Origin of the sequence: Mesorhizobium sp. LNHC252B00 (assembly GCF_000502955.1) — a bacterium.
GTDB lineage: Bacteria > Pseudomonadota > Alphaproteobacteria > Rhizobiales > Rhizobiaceae > Mesorhizobium.
The window spans coordinates 17,419-42,293 of sequence record NZ_AYWO01000034.1; the positions used below are offsets into that span (position 1 = coordinate 17,419).

Consider the following 24,875-nt stretch of genomic DNA (forward strand, 5'->3'; position numbering starts at 1 on the left):
TCGGAACGTCGCCATCTTTTGTTCGCTCTGAGGGAACTGAAGAGGTACACGGCCATTGTTTTGCGACGTATCAACCGATACGAGTCAAATGATGCAGTGCACAATAAACAGCATGGCGGAGTAACTGGGGTGACCCTTCTGCAAATCTACTGGCGAGCGCTCGGATATCTCGCCCAGGACAGGAAGCGCGTCGCGTTGATCTGTTCGGCCAATGTGGCTCTCGCCATCATCGCCATTCTTGAGCCGATCATGTTCGGACGGGTGATCGATGCGATTTCCGAACGCGGCTCGGTGTTTACGACACTTGCCCTGTGGGCTGGCCTCGGCGCTTTCAACATCGTGGCATTCGTGCTGGTGGCGCGCGGCGCGGACCGCTTTGCCCACAAGCGCCGTAGCGAGGTGCTTTGCGACTCGTTCGAGCGCGTGATCACCATGCCGCTTGCCTGGCACCACCAGCGCGGCACCTCCAACGCCCTGCACACCCTGCTGCGCGCGGTCGAGACGCTGTTCAGCCTGTGGCTCGAATTCATGCGTCAGCACCTGTCGACGGTGGTTGCGCTGTTCCTGCTGATCCCGACCGCGGTCAGCATGGACCTGCGCATGTCTATGGTGCTGCTGGCGCTCGGTGCGCTCTATGTCGGTATCGGCCGGCTGGTGATGAAGCGCACCAAGGCGGGTCAGGCCGCCGTGGAGCGCCACTACCATAAGGTGTTCGCGCACGTGACCGACTCGGTCAGCAATGTTGCCGTGTTGCAGAGCTACAATCGTCTCGGCCACGAGGCCGATACGCTGCGCCTCTATGTCAAGAACCTGCTCGACGCCCAGAACCCGGTGCTCGACTGGTGGGCGATGGCCAATGCGCTGCATCGCCTGTCCTCGACGATCTCGATGATGGTCGTACTGTTGATCGGCGCCTATCTGGTCACCCACGGTCAGCTGCGCATCGGCGACGTCATCGCCTTCACCGGCTTTGCCACGCTGCTGATCGCCAGGCTCGACCAGATGTCGGCGTTCGCGAACCAGATTTCGGAGGCCCGTGCCAAGCTCGAGGACTTCTACCATCTCGAGGACTCCGCGGCCGACGCCGCCGAGCCGGACGGCTTGCGCGATCTCGCCAACGTCACCGGTCATGTCCGCTTCGAGAATGTCGGTTTCGAATTCGCCAATTCTGGCCATGGCATCGACGACGTGTCCTTCGAGGTCCAGGCTGGCCAGACCGTCGCCATTGTCGGCCCGACGGGCGCCGGCAAGACGACGCTCATCAACTTGCTGCAGCGCGTCTTCTCGCCATCGCAAGGCCGTATCCTGATCGACGGCATCGACACCCGCACCGTGACCCGCAAGTCGCTGCGCCATTCGATCGCCACCGTGTTCCAGGATGCGGGCCTGCTCAACCGCTCGATCGAGGACAACATCCGCGTCGGCCGTGCCGATGCGAGCAATGACGAGATCCATGCCGCCGCCAATGCGGCTGCCGCGCAGGACTTCATCCTGTCGAAGAGCAATGGCTACGACACGCTGGTCGGCGAACGTGGCGGCCAGCTATCGGGCGGCGAACGCCAGCGCATCGCCATTGCCCGCGCCGTGCTGAAGGACGCACCGATCCTGGTGCTCGACGAGGCGACCAGCGCGCTCGACGTCGAGACCGAGGATCGCGTCAAGGAAGCGATCGACGAGTTGCGGCGCGACCGCACCACCTTCATCATCGCCCACCGCCTGACCACCGTTCGCGACGCCGATCTGGTCGTGTTCATGGATAAGGGCAGGGTGATCGAGATGGGCGGCTTCACCGAGCTGTCGCTGCGCAATGGCCGCTTTGCCAGCCTGCTGCGCGCCGGCGGCCTGCTCAACGACGAGGAGGTTCGCCGCCTCAGCCGCTCCGTGCAGCAACAGCAGGAAGCCGCGGCCTGATCTTCTTTCTTCTACCTCCCCCTTGTGGGGAGGTCGGACCGTAGGTCCGGGTGGGGGGTACGGGCGCCATCGCCGCNCTGCTTCGCAGCGACCCTCCCCACAAGGGGGAGGGTAAGAAGCCTGCGACACCACCGCTCGATTGCCCCGAACGCGCCGGCGGTCTATGTAGACCGCATGAGCGACACGACTTCACGCCTGACCGGCTGGATGGATCTTGCCAACCCGACGCGCTTCGTCGGGCTGGTCGACCGGATCGTACCGTGGCTGGCGTCCATCGCCGCACTCATCCTGGCCCTCGGGCTCTACATGAGCTTCGCCGCGCCCGAGGATTTCCAGCAAGGCATCACCGTTCGCATCATGTACATCCACGTGCCTTTCGCCTGGCTCGCCATGATGTGCTACACGCTGATGGCGGTCTCGGCGCTGGGCACCCTCGTCTGGCGGCATCCGCTGGCCGATGTCGCGCTGAAATCGGCCGCACCCATAGGCGCTGTCTTCACCGCGCTGGCGCTGATCACCGGCTCGATCTGGGGCAAGCCGATGTGGGGCACATGGTGGGTCTGGGATGCGCGGTTGACCTCGGTCTTCGTGCTGTTCCTGATGTATCTCGGCATCATAGCGCTGAGCCGCGCGCTCGACGACGCAAGCCGCGCCGCCTGGGCCGCCGCCATCATCACTCTGGTCGGGTTCATCAACATCCCGATCATCAAATTCTCGGTCGACTGGTGGAACACGCTGCACCAGCCGGCGTCAGTGTTCCGGCTCGGCGGGCCAACCATCGATCCGAGCCTGCTGTGGCCTTTGCTGGTGATGGCTCTAGGCTTCACCGTGCTGTTCTTCGCGCTGCATCTGATGGCGATGCGCACGGAAATCCGCCGCCGCAGGGTCATTGCAATGCGTCGCGTCGCCGCCAGGCAGGCCGAGCGGATCTAAGGCGCCATCGCAGCGGTGCATCGACAGATCAAGCGTTCGTCGTCTCTGAACAGCTTGTCATTTCTGCAGATTGTGAGCCTCGAACGTGGTCTCCTGAGGCGGCGAGGTGAACCCACCCTTGATGCCCGTTTTCATCTGAGGCATCAGAATGTCATCCCGGAATTGCTCCCAACTCTTCTTGGACTCGTGAACCGCAACAATTGACCAGCCACCGGCCGACGGGCCGGCAGCATGGAAGATCTGGCCTTTTGGCAGGCTTTTCCCGCCTGCTGGATGCACCGCAGCGATTGACGCCTCGTATTGCTCCTTCGTGCCGCCAGGAAAATAATGCGCGATTGCGTAAGCCATTTTCGTTTTCCTCCCGAACAAGCCGCAAACCATCCAATGGCCAGCTTGCTGAAGGCAGATTGACGTAAGGGAACACCAGGGGCAAGCAGGACCTTAGACAGGGGTCGACCATGCACTATGCCCTGGACACGCCTTTGGATATTCGCGTCAGCCGGTGCGGCCGCGCGCTGCCACCGGCAGTGTTTCCAGCACCGTGTCGCCGTCGATCAGATTGACCTCGTCAAACAGGTTGGTGACCACGCAGCAATGATCGGGGACGACACGCACCCGATCGCCGATGCGCAGCTTGCTGTCGCCTGAAAGCGTGACGGTGCCGTGCTCTTCGCTCAAGCCGGTGACCCGCGCTCCCGAAATGCCGAGCAGCTCGCCGAAATCGGCGAGCCCCAACGTATCGCTGGACAACGCCTTGCTGCCGGCATCGAGGATGGCGCGCGTTGCAGTGGGATGGCTGACCACAGTCGACAGCACCGTCAGCGCGCAATCGTCGAGACTGCCGACGCCTTTCGCGACTTGGTAGCGGTCGAGATAGATGTACGTGCCAGGGCGATATTCGGTGACGACCGATGCCTTGCTGGAGCGCCAGATGTCCGGCGTGCCGCCGCTCGAGATGCGTTCGCAGGCGAGACCCGATGCGGCAAGCGTCTGCTTGGCGCCAGCGAGCCAGGCCTCGGCCTCCGCCGCGCGACCGGCGGCCGGATAGGTCATCAGCCCGCCGAAGGCGAGGCCGCCGGCTCTGTCGATCTGTCTTGCTAGCGCAACCGCTTCGTTGGCCGTCTGCACGCCGCAGCGGCCCATGCCGGTATCGCATTCGACCAGCACCGACAGGCGATGGCCGGCATCGGTGAAGGTGGCGGCCAGCCCCTCAATCGTCTCCAGGCTGTCCGCGGTCACCGAGAGGATGACACGCCTGTGCAGCGCCAGAAGCCGTTCCAGCTTGGCGCGCCCAAGGATGTTGTAGGGAAGAAAAATGTCGGCGAGACCGGCATCGGCCATNATCGGCCATCACCTCCGCCTCGCCGATCTTCTGGCAGGTGATGCCGACCGCACCCGCCGCTACCTGCCTCTTCGCCCAGTAGGGCAGCTTGTGCGTCTTGATGTGCGGCCGCAGCTTGAGCCCGTTCTTGTCGGCATGGGCCTGGGCGCGGGCAATGTTGGCTTCGGCGCGTGCGGCGTCGATCAGGATCGACGGCGTGTCGAGGTCGTGGATGGTCGGCATCAGCTGTCACTCTGTGGAAATCCGCAGCGGTTATGACCCTGAACGGACACGATGTCACGCTGCCAGCGGACCCGGTCTATGGTCCATGTGCTCGAGGCGAAGGGCCTGGCAGGATCGACACCGGATCGGCGTTGGGCTATGCGATTTACCAAAGCATGTCGCCCAAAAGTGTGTAGCGGTTTTGGGATCACGACATGCGTGCCAACAAACCAAGGCGCGTCGCGTGAGCCCCGTCGAACGCGAGGCGCTTTAGCAAAATCGACACGAAGGGTCATGATCATGAAACGCTCCGCCATCAACGACATCATCCGCGAAGCCGACGCGTTCATCCGCTCGTTCGGCTACATCATGCCGCCCTTCGCCTATTGGTCACCCGAGGAGGCGAAGGCGCGTCAGCTGGATTCCTCGGCCGTTTTCAGCTCTCGGCTTGGCTGGGACATCACCGATTACGGGCAGGGCAAGTTCAAGGATCTCGGCCTGTTCCTGTTCACCGTCCGCAACGGCCGCTATGAGGACATGAAGAAGGGCATGGGCATGCTCTATGCCGAGAAGATCATGATCTCGCGCAAGGACCAACTGTCGCCGATGCACCGCCACAATATCAAGGCCGAGGACATCATCAACCGTGGTGGCGGCAAGCTGGTGCTGGAACTGTTCATGCACGATCGCGATGGCGGCATCGATTCCAAGGCCGAAGTGTCGGTGCCTGTAGACGGAACCATCCACAGGCTGCCGGCGGGCGGGCTGTTGAAGCTCGACCCAGGTCAGAGCGTCACACTGCTGCCCGGCGTCTGGCACGCTTTCTGGGCCGAGGGCAAGGATGTGCTGATCGGCGAAGTGTCGACCGTCAACGACGATCTCACCGACAACGTTTTTCGCGATCCGATCGGCCGCTTCGCAGACATCGAAGAGGATGTCGCCCCCGTGCACCTGCTGGTGTCCGACTACGAGAAGTGGCTGGGATAAGCGGCAACGCCGGCGCGGGAATCGCGCGGGCAACTAGGATGTCGGGCCGTTCCCGTTTTGCCAGCCGGCTAGCTCTGGCAGGTCGTCAAGCCAACTTTTCTCCGTCATCAAGGCATCGCCGGCCTGCGGGTCGGTGGCGTTTTGAATGAGCCAGTCTATCCACTTCCGATAGGCAACCGGGTCCAACTGGGGCGGCAGCACCTTGGCCTTGGCCAGCATGCGTTTGCGGAAACTGACCTGCCTGCGGAGTTTGGTCGTCGTGAATTTGATTGCCTTGCCTTGGTATTCGACCGTCCAGCGCTCATCCCCATGGCTGGTGAGCCTGTCGATGGCGAAACCGACATCGACCGGCCTATCCCGCCAAGGAAGCTCGATGGCATTCTTCCTCAGATCGAGTGCCCATCGCCTGTAGTTGGTCCCGGCACGCTGGGGCGGCAGCACACCAGCCTCTTCGAGCATCTTCCGGCGGAAGGTAGGCTGCTTCTTAAGCTGGCCTGTGGTCAGCTCGATGCGATGCCCACGGAATTCGACGTGCCATCGGATCCTCCCGTTGCCGAAATACTTCACCAGCCTGTCGATGACGAACTCGTCATCGGCAAGCATCACGCAGCCTTGGCTGATGCTTTCGAGAATGAACTGGCTATCGGTGGGCATTACGCACGCCTCGTGCAGGAATCTTTGACGAAGCTTAGCCAGTAGCACGCATCAGCGGCCAACAATCTTTTTCGCTCCGGGAGTGAAGCCGTCGGCCTGCGCATTCGGCGCCTAGTCGCGCTCAAAATTTCAACGCGTGCCTGTTTGGCGGGAGGACTAAGGGCGATGCTCGACCGCTTCAGTCTCAATTCGGCTTGCGAAGAACGCGGTTGGCACCGATATGCTCACTACGTTTACACGGAGGACGCGTTTATGAAATATTCCGTATTGGCCGACGACAAGCCGGTTCCCGATCTGACGTTCCTTCGCGAGTTGGCGGACGCGAAGCTGGGTGGCGAAAAGATCGCAGCAGAAAACATTGCAGTCGAAGTTCAGATCGAGGGCTACCCGGAGCAGCCCGGAATGATGCTAACGTGGCGCTTCGACCGGGAAGTGACCGCTTGGGTCGAAACCCGCTGAAAACCACTCGTCCCAGGTTTGACTTTGGTTCCCCGCTCCTTAGCGCGCCGCCTGATGAGCGTTAGCAATGGCCGCCGCGTCCACCACCAAGGCCCGCTTCGGCGGGCTTTTTGAGGACTGATAAGATGGGGTCGATAGGGATGGCTAGCTGCATTCAATAGTCGATAACGTCACGATGATCTGCGGCAAAAATAGCGTCCCATTTATGCTTTGCGTCATCGTGCGCTATTTCTTGATGCTCATGCGGCCAGTTGTTTAGCCCGCTGGTCATCAACGTCGTCTCACCAGCCAGACGCCCCACAATCTCGACTAGCGTCTCTAGTTCGCCATGTGTCACAAACTTCCTTACTTCTCCCCAGGTAATGTGTGCTATTGCGGAATTGCGAAAACTCTGCATGCGCCCGATGGCGTTCCAATCAATGGTAGAATAATACTTGTTGAAGCGATCGATGCCTGCCTTGCAAGCCTTCATGGCTGCTTCGATTTGTGCTCGATCATTGCTGGCGGCGTAGGCTGTCGCCAGCTCGTGTGGCGAGTTAGGCAGTTTAAGGAACCTGTTCACGGATTGGAGCGAAATCTGACTGTCGCGATCGATCGTCGCAAATAGTCGAACGATACACAGTAACGCCGTTTCAGTGCGCAGATGGTCCGCATGGGTGACGATTGGAGCGCTCTTGTCGTGAGCACGGCTGATGGCAGCATTGATTCCAGAGTAGAGTCCATATGAATGGGCTGCCATTGAAGCCCATTCATTCAGCTTCGGAGCCATCCGCACCACATGTCCGATTTCCGGAACGTATTGTTCGGAAGCACTCGATGATTTTTCCATGTTGCTATTCGCAGCCTCCGCCCGTTACCACGCCTTACAAATCAATGGCTTATGTTGCTACCGATTTCGGGCGCTAGCGACATGGTTTTTGGTGATTTTTGTAGCTAAGTGCTTGATTTTGTTTGGCTGGGGAACCTGGATTCGAACCAGGACTAACGGAGTCAGAGTCCGTGGGTCTACCGTTAACCTATTCCCCAGCAGGCACGGTCATGAACCGTGCGGGCCGAGCGGCCAAGCCGCTGTGAGCGCTGCCTTGTAGCCGCCCGCGGAAAATAGTCAAGCCTGCTGAGTGGCTCATTCGCTACGTTTTGTCGGCCGGTTTGAGACGCCCCACTTCAGATGTCGCGAATTCAATCCCCACGCCTCAGCTCTCAGTCCGGCTGAACTGCGAGCGCTCGAAGAGCAGCACGATGCCCAGGCCGAGGAACAGCGGGATGATCAGGTAGAACAGCCGGAACACCAGCAGCGCCGCCAGCACGCCGACCGGGTCCATGTCGGACAGGCCGGCGAGGAACACCACTTCGAACACGCCGAGGCCGCCCGGAGCGTGCGAGATCTGCGCGATCGAGAAGGAGACGAGGAAGACGCCCAGCACGACGAAATAGCCGGGATTGTGGGCCGCGGGCAGGGCAAAGAAGATGATCGCGGCGGCCGCCAGCAGTTCGATCGGGCCGATCAGCAATTGCCTGGCGACGATCGGCAGCGCCGGATAGTGCAGCTGAAAGCCAGCGATCTTCAGCGGGCGCAGGTGCAGCCAGCTGCCGAAGATGTAGGCGGCGACCACGATCAGCATGGCGATGCCGGCTGCCTTCGACAGGCCGTGATGGGCAATGCCGGAAAACCGGTCGAGGATCTCAGGCTCGAAGACCAATACGAGGCCGGAGGCGAGAATCGTCGACAGCACGAAGGTGATCCAGCAGATCGCCACCAGCACGCCGACATCCTGGCCGCTCAGGCCTCTGGTGCCGTAGGCGCGGTAGCGGATGACGGCGCCGGAAAATACCGAGCCGCCGATGTTGTGCGACAGCGCATAGGTGGTGAAGGAGCAGAGCGTGACGAACAGCCACGAGACTTTCTTGCCGATATGCAGCAGCGCGATGTGGTCGTAGCCGGCGAGCGAGGCATAGGCGATGACCGAACACAGTGCGGCGAGTATCCAGCCGGGTGCCGAAATGGCCGATATGCCGTCCCAGACATCGTCGAGCGAAATGCCACGCAGTTCGTGCCAGAGCAGCAGCAGCGAGAAGATCACCGCCGCGATGCCGACCACCGGCCAGAAATAGCGTCTCCAGTTCATTGCCTGCCAATTCATTGCCGGATTGCCATGCGTTGCGGGTCCGCTTGCTCTTCTGCTGGTGGTGCGAGGAGGTCGGCCGCGCCGGATCCTTCCGCCCATTTCAGAAATGCCTCATTGAAGCCGGCTATTCAACCGCGAACGTTTTTGCGCGCCGACAACCCGGCCGATTTGTCCGTCTTGCAAGCGGCTCAAGAGGGCACCGACAGGCATTGAGCGTACCACTCCAGGCCTGCAGAAAAATTGCGCGGCGTGGCCGGAACGGCGGTTTGCGGGCCCAGCCGGCAAAATTCAGCACGCGGCTCTTGGTGATCGGGCGCGGCGCTGTTAGTCTGGCGGCAACTTAAAACACTGAAGCGCCTGCAGCGTCCGTCACCGGTTCGCGCGGTGCCGGAAGGAACGACAGTGGAAGACCGCGACACCGGCGCCAGCGCGCCGGAGGTGGGCGCGTCCAGCGCTTCCCCAGGGCCAATTCCCGGGACCGCCAGCTGGCAGCAGCGCCGTCCGACGGAGTCCCGCTCAGCAGATGGGCAGGCGGGCGACGCGACCCAGAAGGGCAAGCCCAAGAAGCGACGCAAGCGAAGGCGCGGGCGCAAGGTTTTTGCGCGCGATGACGCGCGTCTCACGCAGAATCGATCTCCGGCGCCAGGCAAGACCGGTGCCCCGGTGGCGGAGGCGCACAGACCGGCGGAATTGGCGGCCTCGCCCGCGGCTGCGCCGGCGCGCTTGGAACAGGGCGCCGGCCGGCCGCCAGTGCATGAACTTCCCGTCTTTGCGGCGCTTGACCTCGGCACCAACAATTGCCGGCTGCTGGTCGCCGTGCCGACGCGGCATGGCCAGTTCCGCGTCATCGATGCCTTTTCGCGCATCGTCCGGCTGGGCGAGGGGCTCACCGCCAACGGTCGGCTCGGCCAGCCGGCGATGGACCGCGCGGTCGAGGCACTAAAGATCTGCGGCGACAAGTTGCGCAACCGCAAGATCCGGAAAGCCCGGCTGATCGCCACCGAAGCCTGTCGCACTGCCGATAACGGCCTCGAGTTCCTCGACCGCGTCGAGCGCGAAGCCGGCCTGAAGCTCGAGATCATCGATCGCCAGACCGAGGCGCGGCTCGCGGTTTCCGGCTGCGGCTCGCTGGTCGAGCGCGATACGCAAGGCGTCGTGCTGTTCGATATTGGCGGCGGCTCCTCCGAAATCGCGCTGATCGATCTCGCCGGCCGCCGCTCGCCAAGGCTCGCCAACCATATCGTCTCGTGGACGTCGCTGCCGGTCGGCGTCGTATCGCTGGCCGAGCGTTTCGGCGGCCGCACGGTGACGCGCGAGGTTTTCGCCGCCATGGTCGACGACGTCGCCGGTCGGCTGGCCAGCTTCGATGGGCGCGATCGGCTGAGCCATCTCAAGGCCAGCCCGAATTTCCATCTGCTCGGCACGTCCGGAACGGTGACGACGCTGGCCGGCGTTCACCTCGACCTCGAGCGCTACGACCGCCGCCGCGTCGACGGGTTGTGGATGGATCGCGACAGCGTCGACCGCATGGTCGAACGACTGGTCGGCTGGGATTTCCAGCAGCGCTGCGCCAACCCTTGCATCGGTGCGGATCGCGCCGATCTGGTGCTGGCCGGCTGTGCTATCCTGGAAGCGATCCGCGCGGTATGGCCGTCGGAACGATTGCGCGTCGCCGACCGTGGCCTGCGCGAAGGCATATTGAGCGAGCTGATGGCCGATGATGGCGTCTGGCGCTACGATGGGCGCGGCAGGGCATGATCCCGAAAAGTGACGAACAAGAAATCAGGTAATGACCAAGAAGCCGGAAAAACCAGGATCTGCCAGCATTCGCGTGCTGAAGACGCGGATCAAGAAGAAGAGTGGGCTGAAGGAATCGTCGCGCCGCTGGCTGCAGCGCCACATCAACGATCCCTATGTCCAGCGCTCCAAGGCTGACGGCTATCGCTCGCGCGCGGCCTACAAGCTGATCGAGATCGACGACAAGCATCATCTGTTGAAGCCCGGCATGAAGGTGATCGATCTCGGTGCCGCCCCCGGCGGCTGGTGCCAGGTCGCGGCAGCGCGGACGAAATCGACGGCCGACAAGCCGCATGTCGTCGGCATCGACTATCTGGAAATGGACGCCGTGCCCGGCGCACCGGTGCTGTTGATGGATTTCCTCGATCCGCTGGCTCCGCAAAAGCTGGCCGAGGCGCTCGGAGGCGACCCCGATATCGTGCTGTCCGATATGGCGGCACCCACCACAGGCCACAAGCGAACCGACCATATCCGCACCATGCATCTGTGCGAGGTGGCGGCTGATTTCGCTCTGTCGGTCCTGAAGCCGGGTGGGCATTTCCTCGCCAAGACTTTCCAGGGTGGCGCCGAAAACGAGCTGCTCTCGATGCTCAAGCGGAATTTTCGCTCCGTCCATCACGTCAAGCCGCCAGCGTCACGCGACGAATCGGTCGAACTCTATCTCTTGGCCAAGGACTTCAAGGGGCGAGAGCCGCCGTCAGGTGAATCGGAACCTCCAGAGGGCGAGCCCGAAGTGTAACTCGTTCAGTTGCCGGGCGGGCTTACCGTTTCCAGCGTCTTGGGCGCCGTCAACCGGCCATGTCCGGAGACGGCGTTGCCGGCATCGGGCGCCAGCCGCATGAATGATAGCGATGCGGCGGCGGAAATCGCCGCAACGACGAAAAACGCGATGTGGAAATCCGCCAGCGTCAGTGACCTGCCATTCAGGCTCGTGGACACTTCCAGGATGCCGCCGGCCACCGCCACGCCAAGCGCGATCGACAGCTGCTGGAAGACCGCGGCAATCGGCGTCGCCTTGCTGGTGTCTTCAGGCGAAACCTCGGCATAGGCGAGCGCATTGACGCCGGTAAAGAACATCGAGCGGATGAAGCCGCCGACCAGCAGCATGGCCAGCACCAGCAGATAGGGTGTGTCTGGTGTGAACAGGCCGTTGATGGCGATCGAGGCCGCGGCGACCAGCGAACCGATTACCAGCACACGGCGGAAGCCGGCGACGCGGAAGATCAGTGCGGTGACGAATTTCATGCCGATGGCGCCGATCGCCGAGACGAAGGTGATCATGCCGGACTGGAACGGCGTCAGTCCAAAGCCGATCTGGAACATCAGCGGCAGCAGGAACGGCACGGCGCCAATGCCTATGCGGAACAGTCCGCCGCCAAGCACCGAGGAGCGGAACGCCCGGTTGCGGAACAGTTCGAGCGCCAGCAGCGGGTTTTTGGCACGGCGCGCATGCAGCAGATAGAGCGCGCCCGACAGCAGGCCAACCGTCACGGTGACGACACCGACGATTGGCGGCAGATAGGGCAGGCTGACCACCGACAGGCCGAACACCACGCCGGATGCCGCCAGCCCGCTCAGCACGAAGCCGATGAAATCAAGCGGTGGTGTCCGCGCGGGTTCGGTCNGGGTTCGGTCTCCGGCAGGAAGCGCGTCGCCAGCCAGATGCCGACCACGCCGATCGGCACATTGATCAGGAAGATCCAGTGCCAGGTGAAGTAGGTGGTGATGAAGCCGCCGACGGGCGGCCCGACCAGCGGCCCGACCAGTGCCGGAACGGTCAGCCAGGACATTGCCGCGACGAGTTCGCTTTTCGGGGTCGCGCGCACCAGCACCAGCCGCCCGACTGGCGTCATCATGGCGCCGCCAATGCCTTGAAGGAAGCGCGACACGACGAAGGCCGGCAGCGAACGGGAAAGGGCGCAGGCGATCGAGCCGACGATGAAGACCGCGATCGCGGCACGAAAGACGTTCTTGGCGCCGAAACGGTCGGCCATCCAGCCACTGATCGGAATGAAGATCGCCAGCGACACCAGATAGGCGGTCAGCGCCAGCTTGAGCGCAATCGGGCTGGTGTGGATGTCGATTGCGATCGCCGGCAGCGATGTCGCGATGACGGTCGAATCCATGTTTTCCATGAAAAGAGCGACCGCCAGTATGAGCGGAATGGTGCGGTTCAAGGAACGCGTCCAGACGTGAATGTTGCGTCGCCGCTAGCATGTCGGCTTCAGGCGGCGGTTATCATGCCTTCGCCGGGATGTCGCATTAATTGCTGTCACTTTTATGCGACCGGCAACCACAGGTGGCATTCTCTGGACGAAACGTCAGCTTTCCGGGAGCGTGAAACACGGCAACGAACTCGGGTTGACGGGTTCCTTCGCAGCCTTGCCCGGCGCGTCGGCTGACGGAGCATCAAACGAAAAACCCGCCTGCGCGGCGGGCTACTGGCGCTAATCAGCACTATAAATAAATACATACCATAGCTGAGGTCACGAAATCAAGAAAAAATTCCTATCCTGAAAAGCTGCCGGCACAAAAGCTGCCGACACTGAACTGGCTGTCGTCAGGTCTTTTGTTAACCTGACTTCGGAGCCTGGGGCGTGAAATCATCGGCTTTTCATCGGCGCCGGGACGTGTTACGAGCCAGCGCCAATCCTGAAAGGGAAGAAGACGAGTCGGCGCTGTCCATTCCGGTCAAGCGCTTTTTTGTATTCCGAGGACTGGCCATGGCAAAAATCATCGAAACGTCCACCGGCGCACTGGCGCTGACCTTTGACGACGTGCTGTTGCAGCCCGGTCACTCCGAGGTCATGCCTGGCGAGACCGATGTCCGCACCCGCATCGCCGGCGACATTGACCTCAACGTGCCGATCCTATCGGCGGCGATGGACACCGTCACCGAGGCGAGGCTTGCCATCGCCATGGCCCAGGCCGGCGGCATTGGCGTCATCCATCGCAATTTCTCGCCGGCTGAACAGGCAGAGCAGGTGCGGCAGGTCAAGAAGTTCGAATCCGGCATGGTGGTCAATCCCGTCACCATCGGCCCCGACGCGACGCTCGCTGACGCGCTGGGCCTGATGCGCAGCTATTCGATCTCGGGCATTCCAGTGGTCGAAAATGGCGGCAGCGGCGGCCACAAGGTCGGGCGACTGGTCGGCATCCTGACCAATCGCGACGTTCGCTTTGCGTCCGATCCGGCGCAGAAGGTCCATGAACTGATGACCCGCGACAACCTGATCACCGTCAAGGAGAACGTCGACCAGGACGAGGCCAAGCGGCTTCTCCATCAGCACAGGATCGAAAAGCTGGTCGTCGTCGACAGGCAGGGCAATTGCGTCGGGCTGATCACGGTCAAGGACATCGAGAAGTCGCAGCTCAACCCGCATGCCACCAAGGACGTGCAGGGCCGCTTGCGCGCCGCCGCCGCCACCAGCGTCGGCGATGACGGTTTCGAGCGCGCCGAACGCCTCATCGATGCTGGTGTCGATCTTCTGGTGATCGACACCGCGCATGGCCACTCGCAGCGCGTGCTGGACGCGGTGACGCGTGCCAAGAAGCTTTCCAACTCGGTCCGCATCCTGGCCGGCAACGTCGCCACCGCCGAAGGCACGCAGGCGCTGATCGATGCCGGCGCGGACGCCGTCAAGGTCGGCATCGGTCCGGGCTCCATCTGCACCACGCGCATCGTTGCGGGCGTCGGCGTGCCGCAGCTTTCGGCGATCATGTCGGCGGTCGAAACGGCGCACAAATCAGGTGTCTCGGTGATCGCCGATGGCGGCATCAAGTACTCCGGCGATCTCGCCAAGGCGCTCGCCGCTGGTGCAAGTGCCGCCATGATCGGTTCGCTGCTGGCCGGAACCGACGAAAGCCCCGGTGAGGTCTATCTGCACCAGGGCCGCTCCTTCAAGGCATATCGCGGCATGGGCTCGGTCGGCGCCATGGCCCGCGGTTCCGCCGATCGCTACTTCCAGGCTGAGGTGCGCGACACGCTGAAACTGGTCCCGGAAGGCATCGAAGGGCAGGTTCCCTACAAAGGACCTGTGTCTGGCGTGCTGCACCAGCTTGCAGGCGGCTTGAAAGCCGCTATGGGTTATGTTGGTGGTCGCGATCTTGCCGATTTCCGCGAACGCGCCACTTTTGTGCGTATATCCAACGCCGGACTTCGTGAAAGCCACGCCCATGACGTCACGATCACCCGCGAAAGCCCGAACTATCCGGGCGGAGCCTGACCAGTACGGGATTGGACGAAACCTGACCGCATCGATCCTGCGGCTGTCGCGTCACGCGGCCGCGCTATGTTTTCTGTCGGCGGCGGTTTTCATAGCCATGACGGCGATGGAATTCTTCTACTTCCGGCGGTTGAGCGGCGGCTTGTCGTCACTCGACATGCGCGTTTTGGGCTTCACGCCCGACGAAGGCATGGCCTGGCTGACGGCGCTCGGCCGGCGCGGCGGCGAGATCATTCTCGTCTGGCACTATCTGACCTTCGATCTCCTGTTCCCGGCGCTGCTGTCGGTGACGCTGATCAGCCTGATCCTGGCCACGGGCCGGCGATTGAAGAACTTCCGCGTGCTGCCGGGGCAGCTGCAATCGATCTTCGCGCTGATCCTGGTGCTGCCCTACACGCTTGCCGACTACGCCCAGAACATCGCGGTGGCGCGGCTGCTGTCGGATTTCCTGTCGGCCAACCCGGACTCGCTGTCTTTCGCCTCTGCGCTTATCGTCACCAAATTCGCGCTTTTCGCCATTCCGGTGGTTGTCATTGCCGCCTTCTGGCTGACAGGCCAGAAACACCAACCTTGATGCCAGACGGGGCAGGGGGCACTTCATGAACCAGACCACGATCTTCTGGCCTGTTCTGGCGCATGTGCTGCTGATCTACATCGTCTATGTCGTCCTGGGTCGTCGCAGATACGGCGCGGTCAGGTCAGGCGAGGCCAAGCCCGACCAGTACAAGGCGCGCTCGACCGAGCCGAGTTCCAGCTCTACCGTTTCCGCCAATCTCATCAATCAGTTCGAGCTGCCGGTGCTGTTTTATGTGCTGTGCCTGATGCTGCACCTGACCAACGGCGTAAACTATCTGACTCTGGCGCTGATGTGGATTTTTGTCGCGTCGCGGTATTTCCATGCCTGGATTCACCTGACCAGCAACCATCTGCTGCTGCGCAGCCGCTCTTTCTCGTTCGGCGCGGTGGTCCTTTTGCTGGGATGGATCTGGCTTGCGCTGCATCTGCTCGGAGTGGTTTGAGCCGGGACAACTGCCTTTCCCAAATCGGAGGAGGAGGACGAAACTGAAGCTAAAGATCAAACAGTGCAATCTTGCGCTTGTCGAACTTGATGCCGATCTCGCCGCGCACCAGCTTGAGCGCTGCCTCGCCGAACACTGCGCGCCGCCAGCCCTGCAGGGCCGGTACGTCGGCATCCTCGCCTTCGGCTGCGATGCGATCGATGTCGTCGCTTGAGGCCAGCACTTTCGAGGCGACGCCTTCCCTTTCGGCGACGATCCGCAGCAGCACCTTCAACAGTTCCGCGGCAGCGTTCGAACCCTCCGGCGGCTGAAAACTCTTCGGCAGTTTCGGCATCTGCTCCTTGGGCAAGGCAAGGGCAGTATTGACCGCGCCCAGCAGCGCCGTGGCCGTCGAGGAGCGTTCCCAACCCTTCGGCGTGGTGCGCAGCTTGCCAAGGCCTGTCGCGTCGCGCGGCGCCTGCTGCGCCACCTCGTAGATCGCATCGTCCTTGAGCACGCGGCCGCGCGGCACGTCGCGTTCGCGGGCCTCGCGCTCGCGCCACGCGGCCACGGCCTGCACGATCGCCAGTTCCTGCGGTTTGCGCAGCCGCATCTTCAACCGCTTCCAAGCGTCCTCGGGATGCGGATCATAGGTCTCGCGCGAGGTCAGGACATCCATTTCCTCGTTGAGCCAATGGGCACGGTTCTCCCGCTCCAGCTCGGCGCTGAGGTGCTGATAGACCTCGATCAGATGGGTTACGTCGGCCAGCGCATAGTCGAGCTGCTTGTCGGAAAGCGGCCTGTGACGCCAGTCGGTGAAGCGCGACGACTTGTCGAGCCGCGCACCGGTGATCCGCTGCACCAGCTGGTCGTAGGAAACGCTGTCGCCAAAGCCGCAGACCATCGCCGCGACTTGCGTGTCGAACACCGGGTGCGGAACCAAGTCGCCGAGATGGACGATGATTTCGATGTCCTGCCGCGCGGCGTGGAAGACTTTGATTACCGCCTCGTTGGCCATCAGCTTGAAGAACGGCTTCAGATCGATATCGGGCGACAGCGGATCGATCAGCGCCGTCACGCCGGGTGCGGCCATCTGGATCAGGCACAGGATCGGCCAGAAGGTCGTTTCCCGGATGAATTCGGTGTCGACGGTGACGAACGCCGACTTTTCGAAAGCGGCGAGAGCGGTCTCGAGTTCTTTCTGGGTGGTGATGACGTGCATCAAATCGCTTTTGGCAGGAGTAAGGTTTTCCTAGATTTCAGCCGGCGGGGCTTTCGTCAAGCTTTGGCGCCATCTTCACGAGCCAGCCGGCCCGTCGGAATCGCTGTTTCTTCTGGCCAGCCGTGCGAATACCGTCGAGGTGCGCAACAGCGCGGTGAAACGGCGGCGCCTGCCTGCCGGCACGCCGGAACGGGCCTGCATCCGATAGAGAATAACAGCAATGAAGATCGCATAGACCACGGCGCTGAACACAAACAGCGCGCTCGGTCCGAAATATTGCATCACGGCTGAGGCGGCGAACGGCCCACCAATGGCGCCGAAGGAATAGAACAGCATCAGCGCCGCGTTGATCAGCACGAATTCGCCGGTATCGGCGCGGTTGTTGGAGTGCGCGGCTGACAGCGAATAGAGTGGCATGGCGAAACAGCCGAAGATGAAGACGAGGACGAAGTTGAGCGCCGGATTGCTGCCGGCGATGAACGCCAGCGCCAATGCTGAAAGCATCGCGCAGCAGGTCGTCATCAAAAGCACCCGGCGCCGGTCCCAGCGGTCGGAGAGGTAACCCAGCGGATACTGGATGATGGCGCCGCCGAAAATGCCGACGCTGACGAAGGTGACGACGTCGGCGACCGACATGCCGATCTGCTCGGCATAGACCGGCGACAACGTGCGAAAGGCGCTGTTGGTGACGCCAACGGCGATGCAGCCGAAGCAGCCCAACGGCGAAATCCGCCAGACACGCGCCAGGTCAAGCTTGACGTCCTCGGGCGGCGTCGGGTTGGAGCGGTCGCCGAGCGAGACCGGCACAACCGAGAACGTGATCATCATCGACATGATGGCGAAGATGGCGAAACCGCCGGCGCCGAAGATCGGGATCAGGAACTGGGCGCCGGTCACCGAGCCGATATCGACCATCCGGTAGATCGCCAGCACACGCGCGCGGTCGCGATTGCTGACGCCGGAATTCAGCCAGCTTTCGACGATCGTGAACAGCCCGGCGAAACAGAAACCGCCGGCAAAGCGTACCGCGCACCACATTACCGGATTGAGAACCAGCACCAGCAAAAGGGTGCCGACCGAGGCGATTGCCGCCAGTGCCGCAAATGCCCTGATATGGCCGACGGCCTTCATGATGCGGGTGATGGCCAGGCAGCCGAGCAGGAAACCGGCGAAATAGAACGTGCCCATCAGGCCGATGACGGAGGCGGAAAAACCTTCCTGCGCGCCGCGCAGCGCGATGAGCGTGCTCTGCAGCCCATTGCCGCCAAGCAGAATGCCGGCGGCGAGCAGGAGCGGGATCAGCGGACGGATGGAGGACATGAAGGGGTGATCACGTGTCGGTGACCCTTCTTGAACTATCGCCTTAGTTATTGCCAGCGGCAATCCTGGTGGCATAGTTCGAATTCGGCCTGGGTCGGGAATGGGTAGGCCGTTCAATCCGTGCTGGAATTCTGCAGCTTCAGCGACGCTGCATGTGCAACGAACGCTTCAACACTCTCCTTTGAATAGCCAAGGAGAGCACCCTCCAGTCTCGCCAGATCATTCGATGTGAAGACGTCAAAGGCTTCTCCGCTGCGGCACATGCGAGCGATCAGCAGGCTGAGCTTGCAGCGCCACTCCTCTGTCGGCAGGCAGTAGCTGCGTTCTTCCACGGACGTTTTGGGATCAACCTGGGAGAACTTCAGAATTCGGCCTTCGTCGACAAACTGCTTGAAATGCGCTTCACCAATATCTTCGGCGTCCACGCCTGGTTCTGCCGCGAACAACGCCATCGGCTTGTCGCCCCGCAGCATCAGTTCCAACTCGCGGCCATTATGTGGCCCGATGCCCTTTTTGCGAAGAGCGTTTCGGCACAAAGCATCTCCCAAATCGTGATGGCTGCATCGTTGCAAGAAATGCTTCTGACGGCAATGCATGAAGACCGGCAGAGACTTGGATCCCTCAAGGTCGAACCAACAGGCAACCAAAGCCGCTTGCCTTGACAAAGGCGGCCTCTCATGCGCTTTTCGCGCAAATTTTCGAGCCGGCCCGTCGGCCGCAACCCAGCACCCCGGACTGTACCAATGACAATGCACCGTTACCGCAGCCATACCTGTGCCCAGTTGAGGAAGAGCGACGTCGGCTCGACCGTTCGCCTGTCGGGCTGGGTGCATCGCGTGCGCGATCATGGCGGCCTGCTGTTCATCGACCTGCGCGACAATTATGGCCTGACCCAGATCGTCGCCGATCCCGATTCGCCGGCCTTCAAGGTTGCCGAGACCGTGCGTGGCGAGTGGGTCATCCGCGTTGACGGCGAGGTCAAGGCACGCTTGCCCGAGACAACCAATGCTAACCTGCCGACCGGCGAGATCGAGATTTTCGCCCGCGAGATCGAAGTGCTGTCGGCGGCCAAGGAATTGCCGTTGCCGGTGTTCGGCGAGCCTGATTATCCCGAGGATATCCGGCTGAAATACCGTTTCCTCGACCTGCGCCGCGAGACGCTGCACAAGAACATCATTGCGCGGACGAAAATCATCGCCGAAATGCGCAGGCGCATGGGCGAGGTTGGTTTCACCGAATTCTCGACTCCGATCCTCACCGCCTCGTCGCCGGAAGGCGCGCGCGATTTCCTGGTGCCGTCGCGCATCCATCCCGGCACCTTCTACGCGCTGCCGCAGGCGCCGCAGCAATACAAGCAGCTGATCATGGTGTCGGGCTTCGACCGCTACTTCCAGATCGCGCCCTGCTTCCGCGACGAGGATCCGCGCGCCGACCGTCTGCCCGGCGAATTCTACCAGCTCGACCTCGAAATGAGCTTCGTCGAGCAGGACGACGTGCTGTCGACCATGGAGCCGGTCATGCGCGAGGTCTTCGAGACCTTCGCCAATGGCAAGCCGGTGACGCAGAACTTCCAGCGCATCCCTTACGATGTCGCCATGCGCAAATACGGCACCGACAAGCCGGATCTGCGCAACCCGATCGAGATGCAAGCCGTCTCCGACCATTTTCGCGATTCCGGCTTCAAGGTGTTTGCCAACATCCTGGCCAACGATCCGAAGGCCGAGGTGTGGGGCATTCCGGCCAAGACCGGCGGCAGCCGTGCCTTCTGCGACCGCATGAATTCCTGGGCGCAGGGCGAGGGCCAGCCGGGGTTGGGCTATATCTTCTGGCGCAAGGAGGGCGACAAGCTCGAAGGCGCCGGCCCGCTCGCCAAGAACATCGGCGAGGAGCGCACCGAGGCGATCCGGCAGCAGCTCGGTCTTGCCGATGGCGACGCCGCGTTTTTCGTCGCCGGCGATCCGAAGAAGTTCGTTTCCTTCGCGGGTGCCGCGCGCACGCGCGCCGGCGAGGAGTTGAACCTTGTCGACCGCGAGCGTTTCGAACTGTGCTGGATCGTTGATTTCCCGTTCTTCGAATGGAACGAGGAAGAGAAGAAGATCGACTTCGCCCACAACCCGTTCTCGATGCCGCAAGGTGGCATCGATGCGCTGAATGGCGAGGATCTGCTCGGCATCAAGGCGTTCCAGTACGACATGGTCTGCAATGGTTTCGAGATCGCTAGCGGAGGTATCCGCAACCATCTGCCAGAAACCATGGTCAAGGCGTTCGAGACGGTCGGGCTGGATCGCGCCACGGTCGAGGAGCGCTTTGGCGGCCTCTACCGCGCCTTCCAGTACGGCGCGCCGCCGCATGGCGGCATGGCTGCCGGTATCGACCGCGTCGTCATGCTGCTTGTCGGGGCGAAGAACCTGCGTGAGGTCACCATGTTCCCGATGAACCAGCAGGCCTATGATTTGTTGATGAGCGCGCCCTCGGAAGCGAGCCCGCAGCAGCTTCGCGAACTGTCGCTGCGCGTTGCTGCGCCCAAGAAGGACGCCTGATCGCGCTTCGGGCGATACTTTAAAAAACCGACCGAACCGATTCTTTCGATTCGCTAATCCCAATAAAAAGCCCGGCATCGCTGCCGGGCTTTTCGCATCTTGAGGTCGCTTCGATCAGTCCTCGTTGGCCTTGACGGTGACGCCGAGCGTCTTCGGCAGGTCGAGCGGATTGGACATGGCGCCCGCCATGATCAGCGCGAACGGCACCGATGCCGGCGGTTCGGCCGAGATCTCGAGGCTCTTCGGATCGTCGAGATATTTGCCGACCGCGGCCGTGACCTGCGCCGTCAGTTCCGGGTTGTTGAGCTGCGCCATGCCGAATGGCACGATCGCCTTGGCCTGGTTGGCGATGTCCTTGCCGGACATGCCTTGCTGCTTGCCGACATAGTCCAGCACCTTGTTGGTCAGCGAATCGTCGTCGAAGCGGATCGAGGCGCCGTTGAACGAAAGCTGCTGCAACAGGCCGAGCATGGCCATGCCTTGTGCCGAATTGTCGGCGCCTTCCGGCTGTGCCGCCATCTTCTTCTGCATTTCCTGCAGCGACTTGATGAAGTCCATCGTGTAGCCGCCGAGATCGAAGGTCATTCCGAACGTGCCGGCATTCTCGACGGAGATGTCGTATTTCGACAGTTCCATCTTGCCGTCCGTGGGCTGCCAGGTGCCGGCCATCTCGAGATTGCCCGCGATGTTCTGGTAGCCGAGTGCGTTGATCACTTCCTTGGACTTGGGATCGTCGACCAGCGTCAGGTCGGCGTTGAACTTTTCCGTGGTGGCGCTGAATTCCATCGCCTTGCCGTCCGCCGGCGGCGTGATCTCGATGGCAAGCCCGTCCATCGAAAAGGCGGTCTTGTCGGCGACCTTGACGGTCATGTTCGAGAGTTCGGCAGACTTGTACATCATCAGCGAGCCCAAGGGGCTGGTCGCGCCGTCGGCCGGAACGGACATGTCGTGGATGACGAACGGGCTGAGATCGAGGGTGACGCCGTCCTTGCTGTGCTGGAAGGCAGCGGTCGACACGGTGGCGATGTCATAGCCGCCATTGGCCTCGGTGACGCCTTCGAGTTTGACGTCGCCGATGGCGAGGGCTTCCTTTTCCGCAGCCGGTTTGATGGCAACGCCCTGCAGCACCATGCTGGTGTTGTCACCGGTCACGCCGGTCCAGGTGATGTCGACGCCCTGGGCGGAAAGTGCCGCCTTCAGCCGGTCGGCAACCGCCGCATCCTGGGCGAGGGCGGCGTTCAGCGGCAGTGTGAGCAAAAAGGTAGAAAATGCGAATTTCTTGAGAGTTGAGCGTTTGATTGTCATCGCAAGGTCCCTGAGAGTGTCCTGAAATTGTTTTTTCAATTCTTTGCGCCATCACCATTCCGTGACGAACTGGACGGGAAAAAGGCGTGTCCCGGCACAATGGTCGAAAATCACGGCGAAAGGCAAACCCGATGCCACCGTCTACGTGCGAACCGGCTAATTTATCATGAAGAGCCGGTGGGCGATATCATCGCGCTTGGCCTTAGAACCCGCATGTAACAGGCTGATGTTGGTCGATATCCCTTGGCGTACGGTTTCGTGTTGCAGAAGGGCCGGCATAGCCGTCTGCCTCTTGCCGCGAATCACCCGCTCGGCTAGTCCCAGCCCATGGGAAAAAGGCTTTTGCCGCCTGAAAATGGCGGTGGCGATCATATCGAGCCGGTCGATCTGAAGAAGGCGCTGGAAGAGCGCTATCTTGCCTATGCGCTGTCGACCATCATGCACCGGGCGCTGCCCGACGTGCGCGACGGACTGAAGCCGGTCCATCGCCGTATCATGCACGCGATGCGCCTGCTGCGCCTCAACCCCGATCAGGGCTTTGCCAAATGCGCCCGCATCGTCGGCGAGGTGATGGGCAAGTTCCACCCGCATGGCGACCAGTCGATCTATGACGCGCTGGTGCGGTTGGCGCAGGATTTTTCGATGCGTTACCCCCTGGTCGACGGGCAGGGCAATTTCGGCAACATCGATGGCGATAACGCCGCCGCCATGCGTTACACCGAAGCGCGCATGACCGATGTCGCGACCGAACTGCTGTCCGGCATCACCGAGGACGCCGTCGACTTTCGACCGACCTACAATGAAGAAGACGAAGAGCCGGTGGTTTTGCCGGGCGCTTTCCCGAACCTGCTGGCCAACGGCTCGTCCGGCATCGCCGTCGGCATGGCGACATCGATCCCGCCCCACAATGCGGCCGAGCTTTGCGACGCGGCGCTTCACCTGATCGAGCATCGGGACGCGCCGGTGGCGAAGCTGATGGATTTCGTGCAGGGCCCGGATTTCCCGACCGGCGGCATCATCGTCGACAGCCGCGCCTCGATCCTCGAAGCCTATGAAACCGGCCGGGGCGGCTTTCGCGTCCGCTCGAAATGGATCCAGGAGGACCAGGGCAGGGGCACCTGGAGCATCGTCGTCACCGAAATTCCCTATGGCGTGCAGAAGGCGCGGCTGATCGAAAAGATCGCCGAGCTGCTGATGGCGCGCAAGCTGCCGCTGCTCGAGGATATCAGGGACGAAAGCGCGGAAGACATCCGCGTCGTGCTGGTGCCGAAGAGCCGCTCAGTCGACCCCGGCATCCTGATGGAATCGCTGTTCAAGCTCACCGAGCTCGAAAGCCGCTTCCCGCTCAACATGAACGTCCTGTCGCGCGGCAAGGTGCCCAACGTTCTGTCGCTGAAGGGCGTGCTGCAGGAATGGCTCGAGCATCGCCGCGACGTTTTGGTCCGCCGCTCGAAACACCGCCTCGGCGAGATCGAAAGACGGCTGGAGATACTCGCCGGCTACCTGATCGCCTACCTCAACATCGACGAGGTGATCCGCATCATCCGCGAGGAGGATGAGCCAAAGCAGGTGATGATGGCCCGCTGGTCGCTCACCGACACCCAGGCTGAAGCCATCCTCAACATGCGGCTGCGCGCTCTGCGCAAGCTGGAAGAATTCGAGATCCGCAAGGAATTCGACGGGTTGAGCGCCGAGAAGAAGCAGATCGAGGCACTGCTTGCATCAAACGAGAAGCAGTGGGCGACGATCAAGTGGGAAGTCACCAACATCCGCGACAAGTTCGGCCCGGAGACCGAGCTCGGCAAGCGCCGCACCCAGTTCGCCGATGCGCCCGAGCATGATCTGACCGACATTGCGCACGCCATGATCGAGCGCGAGCCGGTCACCGTGGTCGTCTCGGAAAAGGGCTGGCTGCGGGCGATGAAGGGGCATCTGGCCGATCTCTCGACGCTGACTTTCAAGGAGGGCGACAGCCTTAAGCTCGCCTTCCATGCCCAGACCACCGACAAGGTGCTGGTCTTCACCACCGGCGGCAAGTTCTACACCATCGGTGCCGACCGGCTGCCCGGCGGGCGCGGCCATGGCGAGCCGATCCGCATCATCGTCGACATGGACAATGACCAGGACATCGTCACTGCCTTCGTTCACGATCCGAAGCGCAAGCTGCTGTTGGCCTCGCATGACGCCAACGGCTTCATCGTGCCTGAGGAGGAAGTCGTCGCCAACACCCGCAAGGGCAAGCAGGTGATGAACGTCAAGGCGCCGGACGAGGCCAAGCGCTGCATCCCGGTTACAGGTGATCACCTCGCCATCGTCGGCGAGAATCGCAAGATGCTGGTATTCGCGCTCTCCGAAATTCCGGAGATGGGCCGCGGCAAGGGCGTGCGGCTGCAGAAATACAAGGACGGCGGCCTTCTCGACCTCAAGCCGTTCACGCTGGAAAACGGCCTCTCCTGGCAGGATTCAGCCGACCGCACCTTCACAAGGTCGCGCGAGGAACTGGCCGAATGGATCGGCGCGCGTGCGTCAGCTGGACGGATGGTGCCGAAAGGGTTCCCGAGGACGGGGAAGTTTGGGTAGCGGCAGTTTTCAGGTTTGAAAATCTCAGGCGCTAGCAATCCTTCACACCCCCCTCTGTCCTGCCGGACATCTCCCCCGCAGGGGGGGAGATCGGAAGCTTCGCAGTTGTGTGCGTCAAGTTCTGCAGAAATGGCGTGGCGGTAGCTGTGACGTCGGCGTGTCCGCCGCGCAGCTCCCGTGTTTAGCGGAGCGGCGGACGCATGACGGTGCTCAGGCGGCCAAGGCCCTCAGGCTCTCCTTCTTGTGCTCACGCAGATGATCCATGTTGAGATAG

General features: G+C 62.0%; 19 protein-coding genes, 1 tRNA gene and 2 pseudogenes. 11 read left to right on the forward strand and 11 right to left on the reverse strand.

Going from position 1 to position 24,875, the window contains the following annotated elements; all coding sequences use genetic code 11:
* The first annotated feature begins 129 nt into the window (after positions 1-129).
* Both X744_RS143700 and X744_RS143695 read left to right on the forward strand, forming a co-directional pair.
* Positions 130-1,911, forward strand: a complete 1,782-nt coding sequence (locus tag X744_RS143700) for a glucan ABC transporter ATP-binding protein/ permease (protein ID WP_023762195.1) — start codon at positions 130-132, stop codon at positions 1,909-1,911.
* 174 nt (positions 1,912-2,085) lie between these two features.
* A complete protein-coding gene (locus X744_RS143695; RefSeq protein ID WP_023762196.1) occupies positions 2,086-2,844 on the forward strand; it encodes a heme ABC transporter permease in 759 nt (252 codons plus the stop codon).
* Positions 2,845-2,901: 57 nt separating this feature from the next.
* On the opposite strand, the gene X744_RS143690 is transcribed toward X744_RS143695, so the two are convergent.
* On the reverse strand, positions 2,902-3,192 hold the full coding sequence (locus X744_RS143690) for a hypothetical protein (RefSeq protein ID WP_023762197.1): 291 nt from the start codon (positions 3,190-3,192) through the stop codon (positions 2,902-2,904).
* 147 nt (positions 3,193-3,339) lie between these two features.
* Positions 3,340-4,408: pseudogene (locus X744_RS01000000170255) on the reverse strand (D-TA family PLP-dependent enzyme).
* Between the two features lie 279 nt (positions 4,409-4,687).
* Between X744_RS01000000170255 and X744_RS143685 the strand changes: the two are divergent.
* Positions 4,688-5,374: a D-lyxose/D-mannose family sugar isomerase gene (locus X744_RS143685; protein WP_023762198.1), complete on the forward strand. Its 687-nt coding sequence runs from the start codon at positions 4,688-4,690 to the stop codon at positions 5,372-5,374.
* A 33-nt stretch (positions 5,375-5,407) separates the two neighbouring features.
* Here the strand turns inward: X744_RS143685 and X744_RS143680 are convergent, their stop codons facing one another.
* Positions 5,408-6,028 (reverse strand): hypothetical protein, encoded by a 621-nt coding sequence (locus tag X744_RS143680; RefSeq protein WP_023762199.1) that lies wholly within the window; start codon positions 6,026-6,028, stop codon positions 5,408-5,410.
* Positions 6,029-6,193: 165 nt separating this feature from the next.
* Here X744_RS143680 and X744_RS143675 point away from each other — a divergent pair, with 165 nt between their 5' ends.
* Complete coding sequence (locus X744_RS143675; protein WP_023762200.1) at positions 6,194-6,487, forward strand: hypothetical protein; 294 nt, start codon at positions 6,194-6,196, stop codon at positions 6,485-6,487.
* Between the two features lie 154 nt (positions 6,488-6,641).
* On the opposite strand, the gene X744_RS143670 is transcribed toward X744_RS143675, so the two are convergent.
* The 3 genes from X744_RS143670 to X744_RS143660 form a co-directional block, all read right to left on the reverse strand.
* Positions 6,642-7,316 carry a hypothetical protein gene (locus X744_RS143670; RefSeq protein ID WP_156938621.1) on the reverse strand — a complete coding sequence of 225 codons (675 nt, stop codon included), beginning with the start codon at positions 7,314-7,316 and terminating at the stop codon, positions 6,642-6,644.
* Between the two features lie 123 nt (positions 7,317-7,439).
* Positions 7,440-7,513, reverse strand: a tRNA-Gln gene (locus X744_RS143665).
* Between the two features lie 167 nt (positions 7,514-7,680).
* Complete coding sequence (locus tag X744_RS143660; RefSeq protein WP_023762202.1) at positions 7,681-8,613, reverse strand: lysylphosphatidylglycerol synthase domain-containing protein; 933 nt, start codon at positions 8,611-8,613, stop codon at positions 7,681-7,683.
* 402 nt (positions 8,614-9,015) lie between these two features.
* On the opposite strand from X744_RS143660, the gene X744_RS143655 reads away from it, so the two are divergent.
* On the forward strand, positions 9,016-10,371 hold the full coding sequence (locus X744_RS143655) for a Ppx/GppA phosphatase family protein (protein WP_023762203.1): 1,356 nt from the start codon (positions 9,016-9,018) through the stop codon (positions 10,369-10,371).
* Positions 10,372-10,402: 31 nt separating this feature from the next.
* The gene (locus tag X744_RS143650; protein ID WP_023762204.1) at positions 10,403-11,149 is read left to right on the forward strand and encodes an RlmE family RNA methyltransferase; all 747 of its coding nucleotides are present in this window, start codon (positions 10,403-10,405) and stop codon (positions 11,147-11,149) included.
* Between the two features lie 5 nt (positions 11,150-11,154).
* Here the strand turns inward: X744_RS143650 and X744_RS01000000170260 are convergent.
* Positions 11,155-12,587, reverse strand: a pseudogene (locus X744_RS01000000170260) (MFS transporter).
* Between the two features lie 546 nt (positions 12,588-13,133).
* On the opposite strand from X744_RS01000000170260, the gene guaB reads away from it, so the two are divergent.
* Genes guaB through X744_RS143635 form a run of 3 tightly spaced genes read left to right on the forward strand, consistent with a single transcriptional unit; the run spans position 13,134 to position 15,655 of the window.
* Positions 13,134-14,636 carry an IMP dehydrogenase gene (gene guaB, locus X744_RS143645; RefSeq protein WP_023762205.1) on the forward strand — a complete coding sequence of 501 codons (1,503 nt, stop codon included), beginning with the start codon at positions 13,134-13,136 and terminating at the stop codon, positions 14,634-14,636.
* A complete protein-coding gene (locus X744_RS143640) occupies positions 14,587-15,210 on the forward strand; it encodes a hypothetical protein (protein WP_084025682.1) in 624 nt (207 codons plus the stop codon). The genes guaB and X744_RS143640 overlap by 50 nt, the downstream gene beginning before the upstream one ends.
* Before the next feature lie 25 nt (positions 15,211-15,235).
* On the forward strand, positions 15,236-15,655 hold the full coding sequence (locus X744_RS143635; protein WP_023762207.1) for an MAPEG family protein: 420 nt from the start codon (positions 15,236-15,238) through the stop codon (positions 15,653-15,655).
* A gap of 49 nt (positions 15,656-15,704) precedes the next feature.
* Here X744_RS143635 and rnd read toward each other — a convergent pair whose 3' ends face one another.
* The 3 genes from rnd to X744_RS143620 form a co-directional block, all read right to left on the reverse strand.
* Positions 15,705-16,856 carry a ribonuclease D gene (rnd, locus tag X744_RS143630; RefSeq protein ID WP_023762208.1) on the reverse strand — a complete coding sequence of 384 codons (1,152 nt, stop codon included), beginning with the start codon at positions 16,854-16,856 and terminating at the stop codon, positions 15,705-15,707.
* A gap of 75 nt (positions 16,857-16,931) precedes the next feature.
* Positions 16,932-18,176 (reverse strand): MFS transporter, encoded by a 1,245-nt coding sequence (locus X744_RS143625; protein ID WP_023762209.1) that lies wholly within the window; start codon positions 18,174-18,176, stop codon positions 16,932-16,934.
* A 113-nt stretch (positions 18,177-18,289) separates the two neighbouring features.
* Positions 18,290-18,841 carry a hemin receptor gene (locus tag X744_RS143620; protein ID WP_245266831.1) on the reverse strand — a complete coding sequence of 184 codons (552 nt, stop codon included), beginning with the start codon at positions 18,839-18,841 and terminating at the stop codon, positions 18,290-18,292.
* Positions 18,842-18,925: 84 nt separating this feature from the next.
* Between X744_RS143620 and aspS the strand changes: the two genes are divergently transcribed.
* The gene (aspS, locus tag X744_RS143615) at positions 18,926-20,716 is read left to right on the forward strand and encodes an aspartate--tRNA ligase (protein WP_023762211.1); all 1,791 of its coding nucleotides are present in this window, start codon (positions 18,926-18,928) and stop codon (positions 20,714-20,716) included.
* A 114-nt stretch (positions 20,717-20,830) separates the two neighbouring features.
* Here aspS and X744_RS143610 read toward each other — a convergent pair whose 3' ends face one another.
* Positions 20,831-22,021 carry a hypothetical protein gene (locus tag X744_RS143610; protein WP_023762212.1) on the reverse strand — a complete coding sequence of 397 codons (1,191 nt, stop codon included), beginning with the start codon at positions 22,019-22,021 and terminating at the stop codon, positions 20,831-20,833.
* 327 nt (positions 22,022-22,348) lie between these two features.
* Here X744_RS143610 and parC point away from each other — a divergent pair, with 327 nt between their 5' ends.
* Positions 22,349-24,601 carry a DNA topoisomerase IV subunit A gene (gene parC / locus X744_RS143605; RefSeq protein WP_023762214.1) on the forward strand — a complete coding sequence of 751 codons (2,253 nt, stop codon included), beginning with the start codon at positions 22,349-22,351 and terminating at the stop codon, positions 24,599-24,601.
* Positions 24,602-24,875: the final 274 nt, after the last annotated feature.